The following is an 18,767-nucleotide window of genomic DNA, read 5'->3' as shown; positions in this document are numbered from 1 at the left end:
GTTATGTCCTTGTGTTAATGAATAACCACTCACGGCCTTTAGCAGTGAGTCGATACTTTTGCGTAGGGCTGCGGGGAGAGGCTGGCTGGGTACGTTCTATTAAACCTGCATCAAGTGCCGGGTTTAAGTAATTGTTGCGGAAACTGGGGCGATGACTCAGTGCCAGCTCAAGCATTAACGCCTGATTGGTAAGCGGCTGTTTACTCAGAGCACGCAACAGCCTTGCTACTTGGTCGCTTACTTGGTCGCTTACTTGGTCGCTGTTGTAGTTGGGCGTAGCATTCACTGCGTCAAAAATTCGCTCCAGCATAAATTCTATAAAGGGCGCCGAATCGGTTTTGTCTGTGCTTTCTTGCAGCGCTTGGTAATACTCGGCTTGATGCTGGTGAACCATGCTCTCTACTGGAATGTGCGCAAATAGTGAGTTCCATTGGCTGAGGATTAATGTTTGCCATAGCCTACCCATGCGCCCATTGCCGTCTGCAAAAGGGTGGATAAATTCAAATTCGTAATGGAAAACACAACTCGCGATAAGTGGCGGTGTTTCAGTCGTTGCCAGCCATGTGAGTAGGTCTTCCATCAGCTTGGGTACACGGTTGGCACCGGGTGCCATATGAATCACTTTATCGCCGGCCATTACGCCTACGCCACCTGTGCGGTAGTAACCTGCTTCATTAATCAAACCGCGCATTAATAATGCATGAGCTTCCAATAAATGGACTTCGTTGGCGGGGCTCCAATCCAACAATTTTTCATAGGCCGCAAAGGCGTTGTGAACTTCTTGAATTTCGCGCGGTGGGGCAATAACGCGTTTACCTTCCAGAATCGCGGTAATTTGCGCTTCGTTAAGTGTGTTGCCCTCAATGGCCAACGAACCCTGAATCGTGCGAATGCGGTTCGCGCGGCGCAACCGGAGCGAATCCAAGGGTTCCATCTGCGCACTCAACCGCCCAACGGCTTCGCTGATCTCGCTTACTCGTTTAAGCGTCTGCAGGCTTATGCTGAATGGCGGTTGGTATTGTTTAGGCATAGTGTTTGACTATGTTGTCAGTTAAATATCTGTAGTTGGTTTGATTGTAGTGCATGAATTAATTTTCATCCGTCACTTTGATTTTTCCTGTCACCGCACTATTAATCAGCGTGGTTTTGTATTCTTTTAGTTTTTCGATTTGCTCAGCCTGAATTGATATTGATTGTTCGATTAATAAAGACTGATTTTCAATAAACTCAATAATTTTTTGTTGTTCTTCCATTGCAGGAATCACGACAGGAAAGGAGCTTACTATTGAGCAGTTTAGTGCTTCTTGATTTGAACCTTGCCCTTGATTCCTAATTTGAGAATAGGCTTGAATTAAATATAAATGTAAAAAATCACTACTCAAGAATTTAGATGGAATTATTCCAGCAACATTTTGATTTATTGTTGTATCTAGATTAAGCCTCGCTGTTGTTCCTCTTGTTTTTCCTTGCCCAACGATCCCAATAATAATTGTTCCTTTTGGAAAAACTCTCAATGAACATTCGCGAAGTGCTGACTCGCTAATGTACTCGGAGGGCTCATTGACAATAAAATCATTAACTTTGCCAGACGAAATCCAAGGAATTGTTCCATTTAACCAATATCTTGAAATTTCTCTGTTGGGAGTTGAACCATTGAATACCTTTGAGTACATGCCAATTTTGGAAACAATCCAATGCTTCGGCACCTTCCCAATCCACTCAACCTCCGAATCTTTCATCGGCACATTCGGGTTCAAGCCCTGAGTCACGGCTTTTTGGATAATGATTTGCTTGCGCTCTTTAAGTAATTCTATTTGCCGCTCTTTAATAGCGATGGCTTCGTCAATTTGTGCGGTTTTTTGATCCAGAAAGTTGGCGATGGCGGTTTGTTCTTGACTCGGAGGAATAACGAGCATCATTGTTCGCATTTCGTCATATCGGGTTGTCCATAGATCTGCGACTATACCCCTGCCAACGCGGTAATATTCCTCAATAAAAGCATTACTTTTCAATACGTAGTTACAAAATTTCGGAAGTACGTTTCTTGGTTTTAAAACAATATTAATTAGTGATACTGATCCATTTCTATCAGAGACACCGCTAGAACCCTTTCTGTCTGAGCGACTATTGATAACAAAATCGCCAGCTTTGACTAGCTTTCTATTGTCACCATCTTTTGTTTTTGCTGCGCTGTCCAGTTGGGGAAGAATTCCATTTTTTGTTACTGATAATGGAGGAAAGTCCTCGTCTGAGACTTTAGTTCTACGTTCTTCGAATAATGAGCCTAAGCGAGTGACGGACCAATGTGTAGGTACAATCCCAATCCAATCCACCCCAGAATCTCTATAACTCTCATACCGCTGCATCTTCACCAACTCCATCTCAAGCTCCCTGTACCAACGCAATATCCACACCCAAAATCTGCGCGATCAGGCCCTCGGCTTTTTTCTCCAGTGCGATAATGTCCGCTGCTACATCCTCCAAATTGCGTAAAGGTTTATGGCGGTAGAAATATTTGTTAAAGCTGATTTCGTAGCCAATTTTTACCGGGTCCAAATTGATCCAGGCTTCATCCACATGGGGCTTTACTTCCTGCAAAAAGTAACTGTGAATGGTTTGGTTAAGCGGAATGGATTCGCTGTCGCGCAGGTCGCTGCTTGACTCGTAAGTCAGGTATTCCCCTTTTTTTGGGGTGGGGTAATAGCCGTAGTCTGGCAATTGTTCGGTGGTGCAGTTATAGCGGGTGAGCAATTCACCCAGTTTGTCGCCGCTGAGTTTTTCTATTTTCTTAACTACTTTATCAGCGGTTTCATCGTATTCACTTACGGCATTAAGCAGCGCATTTTTCTCGCTGGCAGAGAGTTTTACGCCGAGGGTTTTTAATTCGGAATCCACCAAATCTTTAAACTCGTTAAAGTTTTTAAATTCCTTTGTGCCAATGGCCTGCATAAGCTGGCAGGAGTTTTCATACAGATTTTTCAGGTTCAGCCAGTAATCAGTATCCAGCAATTTGGATTTGTCTTTGGCGTTCAGGCTGATGTCGTTATCTTCACACCATTGCAAGGTTTGTTTGTCGATGGATCTTAAAAAGCCTGCGCTATACACCTTGTCGCCATGTTGTTGGTAAATATGCTCCATGACGTCACTGAGGGATTTATCAAACCGCAGGGGCTCCAACGCGGCTTGACTAAATTGCGCACGGCGGCGGTCGGGGCGTTCTATGTTGACTTTGTAGTAACCAAAATCTTCATTGCGGAAAACCTGACTGGCAATGCCGAGCGGATCACCATTGGCATCAATTTCACGCTCAACCGCAGCGCAATCCAAATAAGTTTGCGTAATCTGCGCAATATGTTCCGGTGCGAATTCGCAATTTTTATTGCCCAAGTTTTTGCGCAGTTTGCGAAATAATAAGCTGGCATCTATGAGTTGCACTTTGCCTTGGCGTGCGGCAGGTTTGTTGTTGTTTAGCAGCCAAATATAAGTGGTAATGCCGGTGTTATAAAACAAATTGTTGGGCAGTTGCACTATGGCTTCCAACATATCGTTTTCAATAATGTAGCGGCGAATATTGCTCTCGCCGCCACCGGCATCGCCGGTAAATAAGCTGGAACCGTTGTGTACCGAGGCAATGCGGCTGCCGACTACACCTTTGCCGGTGGCTTTCATTTTGCTGACCATTTCCATGAGGAACAGCAATTGGCCATCGCTGGAGCGAGGTGTGGCGTCTTCGTCTTTTTCTACACCCCAGTAATCGTTCAGCTTCACTTTAAAGCGTGGGTCAATCACATCGCTGCCGTCTTTAATATTTTTTGCTCACTCGCCCAGCTTTTACCGTAAGGCGGGTTGGAGAGCATAAAGTCAAACCGCTGCGCGGAAAACTCGTCGGTAGAGAGGGTAGAGCCGACTTTAATGTTTTCCGGGTTATTACCCTTAATCATCATGTCGGATTTACAAATTGCGTAGGTTTCGTCGTTAATTTCTTTACCATAAAGGTAGATGTCGCGCTTGCTTTTGGATTTGGCGGGCAGCGGATATTTTTCTTCAATAAAGTTTTGCGATTCGGTAAGCATACCGCCGCTGCCGCAGGCGGGGTCATAAATGGTAATTACACTGGGAAGCTGGTCTTTGATTGGATCAAACACCAAGTGGGTCATCAGCTCAATCACTTCACGCGGGGTGAAGTGCTCTCCGGCCTCTTCATTATTCTCTTCGTTAAATTTACGGATGAGTTCCTCAAACACGTAGCCCATGCCTAAATTGGTGAGCGCGGGCAGTTTACTGCCGTCCGGGTCTTCTGCGGGTTCTGGGGTGAGGTTGATGTAAGGTGAGACAAATTTTTCCACCACATCCAACAATACTTGTTTGCCCGCCATGTGACGAATTTGCGACTTGAGATTAAAGCGCTCAATAATTTCTTTTACGTTATCGCTAAAGCCCAGCAGGTATTCTTCAAAGTTAGCCAGCAAGATTTGCTGATTGTTAGTCGCGGTGCTGAACAAGGTTTTTAGGGTCCATTTGGACGTGTTGTAAAACACGTAGCCGGACGCAACTGTCAGCGGAAAGCTTTCTAACTCCGTGTTGCCATACGCTTCCTTTTGCGTTTTTACTTCTTCCATCACCTTTTGTTTTGTTGGTTCCAGCAAGGTATCCAAACGGCGTAGTACCACCATGGGTAAAATAACGTCGCGGTATTTGCCGCGCACATAGACATCGCGCAGGCAGTCATCGGCAATGCTCCAAATAAACGAAACCAGTTTGTTGTGTACTGAGTGATCCATGGTTATTCCATATCAATAAAGCCAGTGCATAGGGGGTTGTTTGACTTTTGCACTGATCGGTAGGCGAGAAACGTTGCGGCGAATACTAATCGTTTAACAAGATTAGCGCCATTACGGAGAGCTACAAGGGTGGCAGCGCTGGCGGGGTGATTTCGGCATTACTGGGAAGTGGCGATTTACCGCTTGTTGATGCCCGGACGCCAAAGGGTGGGCCGGGCAGTTTTACTCAGGTATATAGCGGGCTGGCCTTTTTATGGTATTGCGCGGTTAACAACCACTTCCACCCGACTCCCCGTCGGCGGTACAAAATCCAGCGTCGCTGTGTAGTTTACACCGGTTTTGCGCCAGGCTTTTTCTGCATTAAAAATTGTTTCTGGTGTTGCGCGGGCGGTGCCGAGTAATTCTCCGGTGGCATCGACAATACGCAATTGCACATCGGCTGACGGATAAACAGCGCGCTTGTGGCGATGAAAAATTTTTGCGGAAAATTTTGCGCTGTCGTTGTGCGGAATCATGCGTGCGGCAATCACTTTCCAATCGCTTTCTGTGTCCATTTGATAAACATAGAGTGAGTCATTTTGTTGATGGTTTGTTGCCGCTTGCGCATTGGCGCCGGGGAGCGCACTTAATAACAGCGTGAGCACACTGAGACGAATTAATTGAAAGGTTGGGTTTGGATTTTTCATTACAAATTTCCGCTTAAGGTTTTGGATGAGTTAATAGGTGTGCTGCTGGCGAAGGGATTTAATTCGCCGGCGGCGATCTGGAGTTGGTAATAGCTGCGCAGGGCTTGCACGCGGCTTTCTACTTCGGCGAGGGCGGCGCGGGTGTGTTGTTGCTGGCCGAGCAACAGCCCTTGCAGATCCTGCTCGCCCAGGCGATAAGCTTTGTGTAACAGGCGCGCGTTTTCGCCGAGGTTGTTGGTCATTTGCGTGGCCAGTTGCCAGCGCTGATAGTCACTGTGGGTTTGGCGATAATGATTTTCGGCTTGCGCGCGCAGGCTGCGCAGCAGCAATTCTTTATCGGCGCGTGCCGCCGCCTCTTCGGCGTAGCCCTGGCGCATGGCTTGGGTGCGCTGGCTGCCGGGGATGGGCATGCTCAAGCGCAGGCCCACCACCGATTCCTCCCCGAAAGATTCGCGCCCGCTGTAAACGGCGATACTGGGGTCGGGAATGCGCTCGCGTTTGGCTTTATCGGCGGCGGCGCTCGCGGCTTTCAGGCTGGCATCGGCCTGCTGCAATGCCGGTTGCTGGCTGAGCAGGCGCTCCTGCCAGAGGCTTAAATCGCCGTCCACTAATCGCGGTGTCGGGATTGCTTGCAGGGCCGGTGAATCAACCACCGTCCAATTTGCAGCCGCCCAATTTACAACCGTCGGATTAACAGGCATCGATTTAACAGGCATCGATTTCACTGACCCAGGACTTTTAACCGGTTTGTTTTCCGTGGTCAGACTTTCGGTGGCGATTTTTTCCCCATCGTCGGCGCGCGCGGATGTATCCAGAGCAAGGGCAAAGGCCGGCACACTGGCGGCCGGGTAGCGCAGGCGGAAGCTGGTCCAGCGGTTGTGCGCGGCCTGCTGCGCCTGGCTCAGTTCCTGTTGCAATGCCTGACTTTCAGCGGCGGCAAGGCGGGCATCCAGCGCGGGGGCATCGCCTGCTTTGACTCTGTACTCCACGGCGTGCAGGTTGGCCAGGGCAAAGGCCAGTTCCTGTTGCAGCAGGGCGAGGCTGGCGCTGGCGTGAAGCGCATCCAGATAGCTATCGATTAATTCAGTGATGGCCAAACGCAAACCGGCTTGCTCATCGGCATCGGCCAGCTGTCGCAGAGCCTGCGCCTCACGTCGGCTGGCGGCACCCTTGCCGGGTAATTGCAGGCTGCGCTCCAGCTCCAGATTCCACTCGCGCGATTTATCGGCGCCGGCTAATTCCGGCTGGCGATACTCGCGCTCCTGACGGCTATAACTGGCGGTCCATTCGTAACCGGAACTGGCGGTTTGGGCAGCTTGGGCCTGCAGCGCCAGCTTGCGGGCTTGTATCCCCTGAAGCGCCGGGTCATCGCCCAGCCATTGGACGATTTGTGCTTCGCTCAGCAAATCCATTGGGGGTGAAGATTCGGTTTGCGCCCAAGCCACTGGCGATACACCTGAGGCGAGGGGCGCTGTGTTCAGGGCAATCGCCAGTGCGAGGGGTGTTAAGCGAGACAGTTTCATTAGAGTTGTCCCTCCTCAATCACCGGCGTCAGCCAGTAGCGCAAGCCGGAGCCGCTGAACAGCGCTTCCAGATCCTGCAGTAATTGCCGGGCAAGGGTTTCCGGCACCAGCACCTGTACCAGTACCGCACGGGCGCGGCCCAGCACCTGCTCGCTGGCATCCAGGCCATCGTGACTGTGACCGCCGTGGCTGGCGCAGGTCTGGCTGGTAAAGGTGAGGTCATGGGGGCTGCGCAGTAACTGGTCGAGCAGTTTTTCTTCCAAGGCGGGCGAGCCCAATAGAGACAGGCAGACGAGACTCATAGGGATGTCCCTCCAGTCGAATGATTAGTGGGAAGGGCAAGATTGGGCAGGCTCTTAACAGCGGGGAAGGCAAAGCGCGCATAGAGCAGCGGCAGCATTACCAGCGTCAGGGCGGTGGCGGTAATCAGACCGCCAATCACCACTATTGCCAGCGGGCGCTGGATTTCCGAGCCAGGCCCGGTGGCAAAGAGCAGCGGAATCAGGCCGAAAGCGGTGATAGCCGCGGTCATCAATACCGGGCGCAAGCGACGTTTGGCACCAGTGCGCACCACCTGCGCGAGCGCCATGCCCTCGGCGTGGAGCTGATTGAAATAACTCACCATCACCACGCCGTTAAGTACCGCAATCCCGAGCAGGGCAATAAAGCCCACCGAGGCAGGCACTGACAGGTATTCGCCGGACAGCCAGAGCGCAATGATTCCGCCCACCAGCGCAAAGGGAATATTGCTGAACACCAGCAATGCCTGGCGTACCGAGCCAAAGCTGGAGAACAGCAGAATAAATATCAGCAGCAGGGCGACTGGCGTTACCAGCCCCAAGCGGGCGGCGGCGCGTTGCTGGTTTTCAAATTGGCCGCCAAAGGTGAGGCGATAGCCCTCGGGCAGTTTCACCTGCTGGGCGATAGCCGCGCGGGCTTCATCCACAAACCCCACCAGATCGCGGCCACTGACATTGGCGATCACCACGCTATTGCGGCTGCCCATTTCGCGGTCGATTTTGACCTGGCCTTCCACTCGCTCCAGGCTGGCGATGCTGCTGAGCGGCACTGACTCGCCATTGGGCGCAAGCAGATGCAGGTTGGCGAAATCCCCCGGCGAACGGCGCAGGTCGTCATTGCCGCGCAATTGGATGGGCGTGCGGCGGTCGCCTTCGGTGACCGTACCCAATACTTCGCCTTGCAGCTGGACGCGCAGGAAGTCCTGCACCTCCGCCATGGTGAAACCCAGTTGGCCAGCGGCGAGGCGGTCGATATTTACTTGCAGGTATTGCACGCCGTCGTTGGTCAGGGTGTAGGCGTCTTCGCTGCCTTTCAGGTTTTCGACCACGGCGAGAATCTCGCCAGCCAAGCGGTTGAGGGTTTCCAGATCCGGGCCGAAGATCTTGATCGCCAGATCGCCGCGCACGCCCATAATCATTTCGGATACGCGCATATCGATCGGCATGGTGAAGTTGTAAGCAATGCCGGGCATGTCATCGAGCACGGTGCGCAGTTCATCCAGTAATTCCTCCTTGGTTTCCATCCGCCATTCATCTTTGGGCTTGATGGTGAGGAAGGCATCGGTCTGGTTCAGCCCCATGGGATCCAGGCCGATCTGGTCCGAGCCGGCGCGCGCCACTATGCCGGTAACTTCGGGGATACGAGCAAGAATGGCCTGCTGCAAACGGGTATCCAGTGCGACACTTTCTTCAAGACTTATAGAGGGCAAACGCTCGAGGCCAATAACTATGTCGCCCTCATCCATGGTGGGCATAAAGGTTTTACCGGTGGCGCTATAGACGCCAATGGCCAGCACAAACGAGAGACCGGCAGCGGCGAATACGGTTTTCTGGTTTTTGAACGCCCACTCCAGAACGGGGGCGTAGAGCGCCTGCAATTTGCGTGGCAGCCAGGGTTCATCGTGGCTGACTTTGGTGAGTAGATAGGAGGCGATTACCGGGATGACGGTTAGCGATAGCAAGAGCGAGCTGGCCAATGCAAAGACTATGGTGAGCGCCACCGGGGCAAAGAGTTTACCTTCCATCCCCTGCAGGGTAAGCAGGGGCAGGAACACGGTGATAATTACCAGAATACCGGTCGTCACCGGCGCGCTGACTTCGCGCAGGGCGCGGTAGATCAGGTGCATTCGCGGCAGTTTGCTGCGCTCGTGTGCCATGTGTTGCACCAGATTTTCTACCACCACCACAGCGGCATCCACTAGCATGCCGATGGCAATGGCGAGCCCGCCGAGGCTCATCAGGTTGGCTGACATGCCCACCTGGTTCATCATCACAAAAGTTGCCAGCGCGGATAGCGGCAGTATCAGCGCAACAGTGATGGCGGCGCGCAGATTGCCGAGGAACACGCCCAGCAAGATCAGCACCAGTACTATGGCTTCGGCCAGCGCTTTGGACACAGTAAATACCGCTTGATCCACCAGTGAAGCACGGTTGTAAAACACATTCAGGTGCGTGCCTTCGGGCAGGCCGGGTTGGATCTCGGCGATTTTCTGCTCGAGGCCCGCAACTACCGCGCGCGCATTGGCGCCCGCCAACCCCAGCACCAGGCCTTGGGCCACTTCGCCAGTGCCGTGGGCCGTGACCATGCCGTTGCGAGTGAGTTCGCCAATGCGCACTTCGGCCAGATCACTTAAACGAATCGGGGTGTTGTCGCGCAAGGCGATCACCATAGCGCGCAAATCTTCCAGGGTGCGAACATTACCCTGGCTGCGCACCAGCAGTACTTCGCCACCTTCCACCAAGCGACCAGCGCCGTCGCTGCGATTATTGTCCTGAATTGCCTGCTTTAACTCGGCGAGGCTAATTCCCGCCGCCGTCAGCTTCAAACTGTCGGGAATTACCTCAAAAATGCGGCTAACACCGCCCAATACGTTGACATCGGCAACGCCCGGCACAGTGCGCAGGGCGGGGCGAACCACCCATTCCAACAGCCCTTTGCGCTCCATCAGACTGAGCTTGGGGTTGTCGAGGGTAAAGTGGAACATCTCCCCCAATGGTGTGGTAATGGGGGCAATACCACCTTCGAGATTGGCCGGCAGTTGATCGCTAATCCCCGCCAGACGCTCGGCAACTTGCTGGCGCGCCCAGTAGATGTCGGTGCCATCGGTAAAATTCAGGGTGATATCCACCAGCCCGTATTTCACCAGGGTGCGCAACATGTCCTGATTGGGAATGCCGAGCAACTCCGCTTCCACCGGTACCGCGATACGGTTTTCCACTTCTTCGGGCGTCATACCGGCCGCTTTGTAAATCACCTTCACTTGAGTAGTGGCCACGTCGGGAAAGGCATCAATCGGTAATTGGCGAAACGAGTACCAGCCATAACCGGCCAGCAGGGTGGTCATGATCAATACGAACAGGCGCTGGGTAAGCGCAAACTGGATCAGGCGAACTAGCATCTAACGCGCCTCCGCCAGGTGCACAGCGGCGGGTTCTGCTGCGACTGAGGCAGATGTCTGGCTGTCCAGATGACTCAGCCAGGCAGCTTTCAGGGCGACCACGCCGGCAGATGCGATTTCGGTGCCCGTTTGCAGCCCGCCGGTAACCAGCGCGCGCTGGCCACCGCTGGCGATCACTTCAACGGGTAGTGCATCGAAACCTTGGTGACTGCGCACAAACACATAGGCCTGGGCGCCGCGGCGGGCGATGGCGGCGAGCGGTAGATCCCAACTTTGGTGGGCGCTTAACGGCAGCAGGGCTTGCTGGTAGCTACCGGGCAGAAGTTGCGCTGAGGGGTGTTCGATCAATCCGCGCAATACGCGGGTTTGCGCGGCCGAGGTGACCGGGCTCAGATTCAGCAGTTTGGCTTCAGTGCCATCGGCTAGCTGAAAACGTGTGTTCGCCGGCCAGAGCCCGGCCTGATTTGCGGGTATCTGCACATCTACCCAGAGTTGCGCGCGGTTTACCAAGCGCAGCAAGGGCGTGTTATCGCTTGTGCGCCAGCCGGGTTTGGCGACCAGCTCGGTCACCACTCCCGCCACAGGCGCGCGCAGGGTCAGGCTGTTGCTGGCTTTGCCCTGGCGGATCAGGTTATCTATGCCTTTTTCATCCAGGCCTGCCGCCAGCAAGGCCGAGCGCGCCTGAGTCAGGGCGGCGCGCGCATCCTGTTCCGCTGCGCGACTTTCATCCAGTCGGCGGCTAGGAATGATACCTTCGGCGAGCAATTCCTGATCGCGAGTTAAACCTTGTTGTGCGAGCTGCCAGCGGTTGTGGTTTTCAATAGCGGCCAGGCTGAGTTCACCCAAATTCTGGCTGCTGATTACCAGTAGCGGATCACCGGCTTGCACTGCCTGGTTTTCCAACACTAATACCTGTTGTACCAGGCTGCTTTCCGGTGCTCCGAGCCGATACTCCTGCTGGGGCGGCAGCACAATTTGCGCGGGATAGCGAGCGCTGGCACTGACTGCGCCAGTTTCGAGCTGAATGGTTTCAATACCCAGATTGCGAATTTGCTGATCGCTGATGGGCAGCGGGCTAGTGGTTTGGGCAACAGTGGGCCAGGCTGACACACAGGCAAAGGCCAACAGCCAGCGGCGAGCCGGCAGGGCGCGGATAGAAAAACTCATAAAAACCTCACAACCGCTCAGCACCAGAGTGCAGCGGCAATCCATTTACAGGGGAATAAAATTAAATGGCTGGCCTGTATCAGGCTGTGATTTGGCGTGGAGGTGCGCGCAGTGGCGGACGCAATCCTTGGTTGGTTTGCGGGTGGAAGGAAAGTATTAACAGGGTTTTGAAATAACCTTGTTGTGTCAACAACAGGATAACCAGACCGGCGATGAGCAACACCGCAAGGTTAAGATTTTTAGCGGGCGTGGTGTTTGACTCGGTGTCCACATGAGGGCTGGCTTTGTGGCCATAGGAATCGGCAAGCGAATCTTTGAAGAAAGAACTATCCAATGTCGCCGGGCTACCATCCAAAGGGATGTGACTGTGCAGGCCTAACAGGCCGGCACAAAACCAGCTGAACAAGGCTGCAAACGTCACTATCTTGGCGATATTGCGAACTTTCACGGGGGATGATTTGCTATTAGCTAAAAATTGACACGAAAAGCATCTTAACCTCGACCTTAAGGCAGGTCGAGCAAGTGCTGGGATTTTTGTGAATCTTTACATGGCCATCTTAAATAAAACTTAAGATGGCCTGTTGGGGGTGGTGATTGGTTAATCTTGCAGTTCAAGTTGGTCACGAATAAAGCCAAACAACTTGCGCGCGCTGGCAGCTGGCTTGTTTTCTTCCCGCTCTTTTTGTGCAGAGCGAATTAGCTGGCGTAAATGTTGGACATCAATGCCGGGACAGGAGGTTACCAATGTTTGGAAAATCTGCTTATCACCTTCAATGAGTAGGTCGCGATAGCGCTCGATCTGGTGTTGACGATGGACATACTGATCGTTGCGGTTTTGCATTTTATCCACGGCGGCTTTGATTTCCTCGTGGTTGCCCTCACGCATTAGGCGGCCGATATACTGAATCTGGCGGCGACGAGCGTCTTTCAGTGGCATTTTGCGGGCGAGATAAATGGCTTCCAGCAGGTCTTCGCTCAAGGGGAGCTGAGCCAGCTGCTTTTCATTCATAGCGATGAAGCTTTCTCCCAGCGCCTGCAGCGCATGCATATCGCGCTTAACTTGGGATTTGCTCAGGATGTAATCGTCGGGATTAATATCGTCGTAGTTGTAAACCATGGTGGTGCCGTTGGCTGAAACAGTAAAAGGGCGCGCAGCTTAGTGCAGTTGCCGCTTAAGGACAACCATTGTGCTGGCTATAGAGTAAACAATAGGCGATTTATTCGCCTTCTTCAAAGCGATCGGCGATCAGGGCGCGAATGGCGTTAAGAGCCGCTTCAGCGTCATCTCCCTCAATGCTGATCTGTAGGGCGGTGCCGCAGCTTGCCGCTAACAACATCAGTGACATGACGCTTTTCGCATCCGCCCAGTTGCCTTCACCGACTCGCACCAGAATTTTGGCCGTAAATTGGTTGGCCAGGGTGGCGAGCTTGGCAGCGGCGCGGGCATGAAGTCCGCGTTTGTTAATGATGTCGAGAATGTCTGTGTGCATTGCCAGTTTCTGTATGTGAAATCAGTGTTTTTTGTGTTTGTTAATATCGCGGTGACGCACTTGTACATCGCTAAAACTTTGGTCAAAGTGCTTTTGCAAACGCTCTGCTAAATAAACCGACCGGTGTTGTCCACCAGTACAGCCTATGGCAATGGTGATATAGCTGCGGTTGTTTGCTTGGTAGCGCGGCAGCCAGCGCGTTAGGTAGTGCTCAATATCGTCGTACATCTCCTTAACAGTTACCTGTTCCTCCAGGAAGTCAATCACGTCCTGATCTTTGCCTGTTTGTGGGCGCAGATTCGGCTTCCAGTGTGGGTTTGGCAGGCAGCGCGCATCAAATACCAAGTCGGCATTCACAGGTACACCGTGTTTGAACCCAAAGGATTCAAACAGTATCGCCATGGTGGATTCGCTGCGCCCAACCACGCGCTCTTTTACCAGGTCGCGCAATTCATGCAGGTTCAGGTGGCTGGTGTCGATTACCTGGTCTGCAGTATCGCGAATGGGTTCCAGCAGATGCTGTTCGGCGGTGATGGCTTCTTCCAGGCTGGTGTGTTTGTCAGACAGCGGGTGTTTGCGACGCGTTTCGCTAAAGCGCTGAATCAATACGGCCGGTTGGGAGTCGAGAAACAGGGTGCGAAATGGCAGGTGCGCATCCTTCAGAGTGTTGATCATCTGCGGGAAAATCGCTAAATCTTGCCAGGCATTGCGTACATCTATGCCAATCGCAAACTTTTGCTTATCGTCCTTATGGATCTGGATTTGGGCAACCAACGCCGGGAGCAGGCTGACAGGCAGGTTATCAATGCAGTTAAAACCCACATCCTCGAGTACGTGGAGTGCGGTACTTTTTCCCGAGCCTGAAAGGCCGCTGACAATAACCAGATGCATAAGGCTGTGCCTCTAGAGTGCCGCGATAGCTGCCTGGTAGAGCGCTTGATCGCTCTCCGCCTTGCGCAGCCGCTGGCGGTATTCCGGATTATTCAATGCGCCTGCCAGAGTAGCCAGGGTTTGCAGATGCTCATCATGAGCATCTTCTGGCACCAGCATCGCAAAGAGAATATCCACTGGTTGTGAATCTATGGCGTCAAAATCGATTGGTTCTGCCAAGGTAATCAACGCGCCTACTGTACCGGTGCAATTTTCCACGCGGCAGTGGGGAATGGCGACACCGTGGCCAATTCCGGTAGAGCCCAGGCGCTCGCGCCCTATAAGGCGCCGAAAAAGTTCATCGGCATCAATTGCTGGAATATCTTGCGCAATGGCATTGGCCAGCAATTCCAGTGCACGTTTTTTGCTGCCGCCTTCTACGCCGCACAGGGTGCGGCTGGCGCTGATAAGTGATTCGATTTGCATAACTCAACTGATGCCTTGGCATCCTCGGTTGCGCGCTGAAATCATTCAATTAACGATGACTGCGCATTTTTTCTTTGTGTTTAATTAATTGACGATCCAGCTTGTCTGCCAGGGCATCAATCGCCGCGTAAAGATCTTCGTGGGTTGAATCGGCATGGATATCTTTGCCGCTTACATGAATGGTCGCTTCTGCTTTTTGAATCAGTTTGTCTACGGAGAGAATTACGTGTGTTGTAGTGATGCGGTCGTGATGATTGCTCAGGCGTTCAATTTTACTGGTGACATAATCTCTTAATGAGTCCGTGACTTCGAGGTGATGGCCACTGATATTTATTTGCATAGGTGCTTCCTCATAGTTTGGCTGGCCAAGGGTGCCAGTCGATCAATAAAATCAATGCAGTGTTTGTTCTGCATGCAACATCCCTATCCAGTTTCCTGTATAAAAATTAAATCGTTTTGCGCTCATTTGACGGTGGAATATTCAGCGATTCACGGTACTTGGCAATAGTGCGACGCGCCACCTGAATTCCTTGTTCAGCGAGTAGATCGGTAATTTTACTGTCACTTAACGGCTTTTTAGGATTCTCGGCATTTACCAGTTTTTTGATAATGGCGCGAATCGCTGTTGATGAACATTCGCCGCCGCTGTCGGTGCTTACATGGCTGGAGAAAAAATATTTCAGCTCGAAGATGCCTTGCGGAGTGTGCATATATTTTTGCGTGGTTACGCGCGAAATGGTGGACTCATGCATTTCCACAATTTCGGCAATATCGTGCAACACTAAGGGCTTCATTGCCTCTGGCCCGTAATCAAGGAACCCGCGTTGTTTCTCGACAATACAGCTGGCGACTTTTAACAGGGTTTCATTGCGGCTTTGCAGGCTTTTCAAAAACCAGCGCGCTTCCTGCAAATTATCTTTCAGAAACGTATTGTCGCTGCTGGAATCAGCACGTTTCACCATGGATGCATAATCGGCATTGATACGAAGACGCGGTGCAATTTCTGGATTCAGCTCAACTAACCAGCGACCATCGCGCTTTTCTACAAAGACATCGGGTACTACATATTCTGTATCGCCACTGGCAATCATATCGCCCGGGCGCGGATTCAAGCTTTGAATCAATGCGACCGCTTGGCTCAATTCAGCTTCTTTTAGTTTGGTGCGCCGCATTAACTGGCGATAGTCGCGGCTGCCAAGCACAGGTAAATATTGTTTTGCGATTAATTTGGCAGAGTCGAGAAAGGGTGTCTTGGGGTCGAACTGTTGTAGTTGCACCAATAAACATTCAGACAGATTTTGGCTGCACACTCCGCAAGGGTCGAATTGTTGCAGGCGGTGTTGAACAGCAACGACTTCATCCAGCTCGAGCTCTTCAAATTCATCGCGCATGCCTTCGAAAATTTCTTCGAGCGTGATTGAAAGCATGCCGCTGGGTTCTACTGCATCGATGATAGCCATCGCCAGGATACGGTCACGGTCAGACATCGGTGTAAGATTAAGTTGCCACATCAAGTGATCATACAAAGAATCAGTTGCTGCACGACGACTTTCAAAATCGTTGTCTTCATTATCGTAATTGCTCGAGCTGCTGGATGAAGATGCCTGATATACATCGTCCCAGCTAGTGTCTACTGGCAAGTCGCTGGGGATCGCTTCACTCCAGTCGCCATTGTCGGCACTAAAGTTTTCACCTTCGCCATATACATCGGCATCACCAAAAGATTCACTTTCACCAAAACTCTCACCATCGCCGAAGCTATCGCCATCGCTAAAGTTGTCGCCTTCGGAATAATTGCTGGTTTCCTGATAACTATCACTATTGGCGGTGTAATTTTCGGTACCGCTGAAATCGGTGGTGTCATCCCCGTTAGTGTCGGCGGCGATTTCCTGCTGGCGATTGTAGTCGGTAGCGTCCAGCTCACTGCCTTCGTAATCTGAAGTTTGGCTGGGGGAATCAAAACCTTCTTCCACTTCAAGCATTGGATTGGATTCGAGTGCTTCCTGGATTTCCTGTTGTAAATCCAGAGTGGAAAGCTGCAAGAGGCGGATAGCCTGTTGCAGCTGGGGAGTCATGGTCAGCTGTTGACCGAGTTTGAGCTGGAGCGATTGTTTCATTGTGAGGTAGACAAACCCTTATGGCGCAGAAGCGTTATCAAAGCGCAGGATGAAAACAACAGATAAGCGGAGTTTAGTCAGGGTTTGCGCCGCAAGCAACAACCGTAAGCAATCTCTATGCCTAATAAATAAATAATGTTACTTGTCAAGTTGTTTGTCACTAGGATCAGCTGGGTAAATAGGTAATACCCAACGGGTCTTTGAGTTGAATGGTGATGTGTCGGCGGTAATTTAATTAGAGGCGGAAGTTCTCGCCCAGATAGACTTCGCGTACCTTGCTATTACTCAGCACGGTATCGGCATCACCCTCGGCGATAATATGGCCTTCGCTGACAATATAGGCGGTTTCGCAGATATCCAGTGTTTCACGTACGTTGTGGTCGGTAATGAGAACGCCTATGCCGCGATCTTTCAGGTGGCGAACAATTTCTTTGATGTCGTTTACCGAAATAGGGTCAACGCCGGCAAAGGGTTCATCAAGTAGGATAAATTTGGGATCCGTTGCCAGGGCGCGAGCAATTTCAACCCGGCGGCGTTCACCGCCTGACAGGGCCATGCCCAAACTGTCACGGATATGGGTAATGTGGAATTCATTGAGCAATGACTCCAGTTTTTCCTTGCGTTGGGCGGCGTTCATATCCTGGCGAGTTTCAAGAATTGCCATGATGTTATCGGCTACGCTCAGTTTGCGGAAAATCGAGGCTTCTTGCGGCAAATAGCCAATGCCAGCGCGGGCGCGGCCATGAATTGGCAAGTTGGTGATATCGCGTTCGTCGATCAGTACGGTGCCATTATCGGCGGGCACCAAGCCGGCGATCATATAAAAACAGGTGGTTTTGCCGGCGCCGTTTGGCCCTAGTAGGCCGACAATGTGCCCGCTTTCCACGGTAATAGAAACATCAATAACCACTTTGCGTTTCTTGTAGCTTTTGGCGAGATGGCGAGCATGCAAACGGGACATAGGCATTAATTTTGTGAGCTGGTTGATGGAGCGGCAGCGCTACTGGTTTCAGTGGGTGCGCTGGCTGGCGCAGGTGCTTGCTCGTCGAGCTTTTTGATCTCAACGGCGTCACCTTTGGCACCTTTGGGTGGGATCACAATCTCAATCCGCTCGGCATTGCCATCGATACTGCTGTTGCCACCAGCGGCCTTCATAACCTCTTTCACCAGATCGTAGTCAATTCGGGGCCCTTTCATAACCGCGCCGTTTTGTTCAACGGAAGCGTCTTCAATCAGCAATAAGCGCTGATTGTCAGGGGTATAGGTAATTTGTTTGGCGGCGGCGGTTACCAACCCCTGATCTTTTTCCGGCTGTTGCTGGAAGCGGGCGGGAACGCCCTGAGCCACCATTTTTTCTACATCGTTATCGGCGTTGGTGTGAATCACGATCGAGTCAGCAGTGATAACCAATGTTCCCTGCTGAATGATCACTGAACCGGTGTAGGTTGCAATTCCGTTTTTTTGGTCAACGGTAAGTTTTTCTGCAGAGCCGCGAATGGTTTCGTTTTTATCGCTGGGTAGCGCAAATGACTGGCAGGCACAGGCAAGCAAGCTGAGAGCAACAAAATAGCGCGTAGCGCGTAAGAATTTTTTAACGAGGGTCATAAACAGCCTTAACCTGGGACTTTAACTGAAGCCGACTTTGCACCAGGTCGGCATCCATACCTAGAGCGTCTATCTGGCCTTTCGCGCTGCGCATCTTAACAGCTTTGTCTGTTTCCGCGAATTGTTCGCGGGTACGCACTTGCAATTCATCGGTGGTGACGCGCATTAGTCCCTGGCTGGGCGAGCTTTGCTGGATGACTACATCGCCTAGGAGGCGAATTAGTTCATTGTTGGATTCACTGCGCCCATGGGTCGCCGACAACCGCCAGGGGGTACCATTTTGGGTGTTGTAAAAAATCATTTTGGGTGCATCAATCAGGGTGTAATCCTGGGTGGATGGGCCATTAATATCCGGCTGGTAGAGGGTAACTTCTGGCGTGGTGAGCTCAAAACTCAGTTGGCCCAGGCTATCATATTCCCGCGTCTGTACCTGTTTCATATAAATTTGTGGAAAGCCGCTAGGGTCGTATTCATAACCTACCGGGTCTTCTTTCTGGCGCAGCGAAAACAGGAAGTAGCACAAAACCAGCACGCCGGCGATCAGCCAGGGGCCAGGAATGTGCTGATGAACCTTGTATAAGCGCTGAAATAAATTCATAAATTAGTAGCTTGTTATTTCTCGTG

The 18,767-nt window shown here is 51.8% G+C and carries 17 protein-coding genes and 1 pseudogene; all 18 read right to left on the bottom strand.

The genetic code is table 11. The features are described 5' to 3' along the window. Position 1: 1 nt before the first annotated feature. The 18 genes and pseudogenes from D0C16_RS09825 to lptC all read right to left on the bottom strand — a co-directional run bounded on the left by D0C16_RS09825 (position 2) and on the right by lptC (position 18,741). Positions 2-1,030: a Fic family protein gene (locus D0C16_RS09825; protein WP_151032214.1), complete on the bottom strand. Its 1,029-nt coding sequence runs from the start codon at positions 1,028-1,030 to the stop codon at positions 2-4. Positions 1,031-1,088: 58 nt separating this feature from the next. Next, positions 1,089-2,381 (bottom strand): restriction endonuclease subunit S, encoded by a 1,293-nt coding sequence (locus tag D0C16_RS09820; RefSeq protein WP_151032212.1) that lies wholly within the window; start codon positions 2,379-2,381, stop codon positions 1,089-1,091. Position 2,382: 1 nt separating this feature from the next. Beyond that, positions 2,383-4,781: pseudogene (locus D0C16_RS24770) on the bottom strand (N-6 DNA methylase). Between the two features lie 251 nt (positions 4,782-5,032). Then, the gene (locus tag D0C16_RS09810) at positions 5,033-5,467 is read right to left on the bottom strand and encodes a hypothetical protein (protein ID WP_151032210.1); all 435 of its coding nucleotides are present in this window, start codon (positions 5,465-5,467) and stop codon (positions 5,033-5,035) included. Continuing rightward, positions 5,467-6,990, bottom strand: coding sequence for a TolC family protein (locus D0C16_RS09805; RefSeq protein ID WP_151032208.1), 1,524 nt, complete (start codon positions 6,988-6,990; stop codon positions 5,467-5,469). The genes D0C16_RS09810 and D0C16_RS09805 overlap by 1 nt, the downstream gene beginning before the upstream one ends. Then, positions 6,990-7,292 carry a DUF3240 family protein gene (locus D0C16_RS09800; RefSeq protein WP_151032206.1) on the bottom strand — a complete coding sequence of 101 codons (303 nt, stop codon included), beginning with the start codon at positions 7,290-7,292 and terminating at the stop codon, positions 6,990-6,992. The genes D0C16_RS09805 and D0C16_RS09800 overlap by 1 nt, the downstream gene beginning before the upstream one ends. Next, positions 7,289-10,408, bottom strand: coding sequence for an efflux RND transporter permease subunit (locus D0C16_RS09795; RefSeq protein ID WP_151032204.1), 3,120 nt, complete (start codon positions 10,406-10,408; stop codon positions 7,289-7,291). The genes D0C16_RS09800 and D0C16_RS09795 overlap by 4 nt, the downstream gene beginning before the upstream one ends. Further along, positions 10,409-11,575, bottom strand: a complete 1,167-nt coding sequence (locus D0C16_RS09790; protein WP_191968681.1) for an efflux RND transporter periplasmic adaptor subunit — start codon at positions 11,573-11,575, stop codon at positions 10,409-10,411. It lies immediately after the preceding gene. A gap of 79 nt (positions 11,576-11,654) precedes the next feature. After that, positions 11,655-12,023 (bottom strand): hypothetical protein, encoded by a 369-nt coding sequence (locus D0C16_RS09785; RefSeq protein WP_151032200.1) that lies wholly within the window; start codon positions 12,021-12,023, stop codon positions 11,655-11,657. Positions 12,024-12,173: 150 nt separating this feature from the next. Further along, positions 12,174-12,692: a ribosome biogenesis factor YjgA gene (yjgA, locus tag D0C16_RS09780; RefSeq protein WP_151032198.1), complete on the bottom strand. Its 519-nt coding sequence runs from the start codon at positions 12,690-12,692 to the stop codon at positions 12,174-12,176. Positions 12,693-12,792: 100 nt separating this feature from the next. Next, positions 12,793-13,065, bottom strand: coding sequence for an HPr family phosphocarrier protein (locus D0C16_RS09775; RefSeq protein ID WP_151032196.1), 273 nt, complete (start codon positions 13,063-13,065; stop codon positions 12,793-12,795). 21 nt (positions 13,066-13,086) lie between these two features. Next, complete coding sequence (gene rapZ / locus D0C16_RS09770; RefSeq protein ID WP_151032194.1) at positions 13,087-13,956, bottom strand: RNase adapter RapZ; 870 nt, start codon at positions 13,954-13,956, stop codon at positions 13,087-13,089. A gap of 12 nt (positions 13,957-13,968) precedes the next feature. Continuing rightward, complete coding sequence (ptsN, locus tag D0C16_RS09765; protein WP_151032192.1) at positions 13,969-14,421, bottom strand: PTS IIA-like nitrogen regulatory protein PtsN; 453 nt, start codon at positions 14,419-14,421, stop codon at positions 13,969-13,971. A 49-nt stretch (positions 14,422-14,470) separates the two neighbouring features. Continuing rightward, positions 14,471-14,761 carry a ribosome hibernation-promoting factor, HPF/YfiA family gene (gene hpf, locus D0C16_RS09760; RefSeq protein WP_151032190.1) on the bottom strand — a complete coding sequence of 97 codons (291 nt, stop codon included), beginning with the start codon at positions 14,759-14,761 and terminating at the stop codon, positions 14,471-14,473. Between the two features lie 106 nt (positions 14,762-14,867). Then, a complete protein-coding gene (locus tag D0C16_RS09755) occupies positions 14,868-16,538 on the bottom strand; it encodes an RNA polymerase factor sigma-54 (protein ID WP_151032188.1) in 1,671 nt (556 codons plus the stop codon). A 235-nt stretch (positions 16,539-16,773) separates the two neighbouring features. Beyond that, entirely contained in the window at positions 16,774-17,499 is a 726-nt protein-coding gene (gene lptB / locus D0C16_RS09750; RefSeq protein ID WP_151032186.1) for an LPS export ABC transporter ATP-binding protein, read from the bottom strand. 5 nt (positions 17,500-17,504) lie between these two features. Continuing rightward, a complete protein-coding gene (gene lptA, locus D0C16_RS09745) occupies positions 17,505-18,143 on the bottom strand; it encodes a lipopolysaccharide transport periplasmic protein LptA (RefSeq protein ID WP_151032184.1) in 639 nt (212 codons plus the stop codon). Beyond that, complete coding sequence (gene lptC / locus D0C16_RS09740) at positions 18,130-18,741, bottom strand: LPS export ABC transporter periplasmic protein LptC (RefSeq protein ID WP_151032182.1); 612 nt, start codon at positions 18,739-18,741, stop codon at positions 18,130-18,132. The genes lptA and lptC overlap by 14 nt, the downstream gene beginning before the upstream one ends. Positions 18,742-18,767 lie beyond the last annotated feature (26 nt).

The sequence above is a fragment of the Cellvibrio sp. KY-GH-1 genome, assembly GCF_008806975.1.
Lineage (GTDB): Bacteria > Pseudomonadota > Gammaproteobacteria > Pseudomonadales > Cellvibrionaceae > Cellvibrio.
The sequence above is the reverse complement of the archived record's forward strand: the minus strand, read 5'-3'. Positions and strand labels throughout refer to the sequence as shown.

What these genes read in the sequence shown, in the direction of transcription:
- D0C16_RS09825 (WP_151032214.1), bottom strand. Translation starts at nt 1,030, where the DNA reads ATGCCTAAACAATACCAACCGCCATTCAGCATAAGCCTGCAGACGCTT.
- D0C16_RS09820 (WP_151032212.1), bottom strand. Translation starts at nt 2,381, where the DNA reads ATGGAGTTGGTGAAGATGCAGCGGTATGAGAGTTATAGAGATTCTGGG.
- D0C16_RS09810 (WP_151032210.1), bottom strand. Translation starts at nt 5,467, where the DNA reads ATGAAAAATCCAAACCCAACCTTTCAATTAATTCGTCTCAGTGTGCTC.
- D0C16_RS09805 (WP_151032208.1), bottom strand. Translation starts at nt 6,990, where the DNA reads ATGAAACTGTCTCGCTTAACACCCCTCGCACTGGCGATTGCCCTGAAC.
- D0C16_RS09800 (WP_151032206.1), bottom strand. Translation starts at nt 7,292, where the DNA reads ATGAGTCTCGTCTGCCTGTCTCTATTGGGCTCGCCCGCCTTGGAAGAA.
- D0C16_RS09795 (WP_151032204.1), bottom strand. Translation starts at nt 10,408, where the DNA reads ATGCTAGTTCGCCTGATCCAGTTTGCGCTTACCCAGCGCCTGTTCGTA.
- D0C16_RS09790 (WP_191968681.1), bottom strand. Translation starts at nt 11,575, where the DNA reads ATGAGTTTTTCTATCCGCGCCCTGCCGGCTCGCCGCTGGCTGTTGGCC.
- yjgA (WP_151032198.1), bottom strand. Translation starts at nt 12,692, where the DNA reads ATGGTTTACAACTACGACGATATTAATCCCGACGATTACATCCTGAGC.
- D0C16_RS09775 (WP_151032196.1), bottom strand. Translation starts at nt 13,065, where the DNA reads ATGCACACAGACATTCTCGACATCATTAACAAACGCGGACTTCATGCC.
- rapZ (WP_151032194.1), bottom strand. Translation starts at nt 13,956, where the DNA reads ATGCATCTGGTTATTGTCAGCGGCCTTTCAGGCTCGGGAAAAAGTACC.
- ptsN (WP_151032192.1), bottom strand. Translation starts at nt 14,421, where the DNA reads ATGCAAATCGAATCACTTATCAGCGCCAGCCGCACCCTGTGCGGCGTA.
- hpf (WP_151032190.1), bottom strand. Translation starts at nt 14,761, where the DNA reads ATGCAAATAAATATCAGTGGCCATCACCTCGAAGTCACGGACTCATTA.
- D0C16_RS09755 (WP_151032188.1), bottom strand. Translation starts at nt 16,538, where the DNA reads ATGAAACAATCGCTCCAGCTCAAACTCGGTCAACAGCTGACCATGACT.
- lptB (WP_151032186.1), bottom strand. Translation starts at nt 17,499, where the DNA reads ATGTCCCGTTTGCATGCTCGCCATCTCGCCAAAAGCTACAAGAAACGC.
- lptA (WP_151032184.1), bottom strand. Translation starts at nt 18,143, where the DNA reads ATGACCCTCGTTAAAAAATTCTTACGCGCTACGCGCTATTTTGTTGCT.
- lptC (WP_151032182.1), bottom strand. Translation starts at nt 18,741, where the DNA reads ATGAATTTATTTCAGCGCTTATACAAGGTTCATCAGCACATTCCTGGC.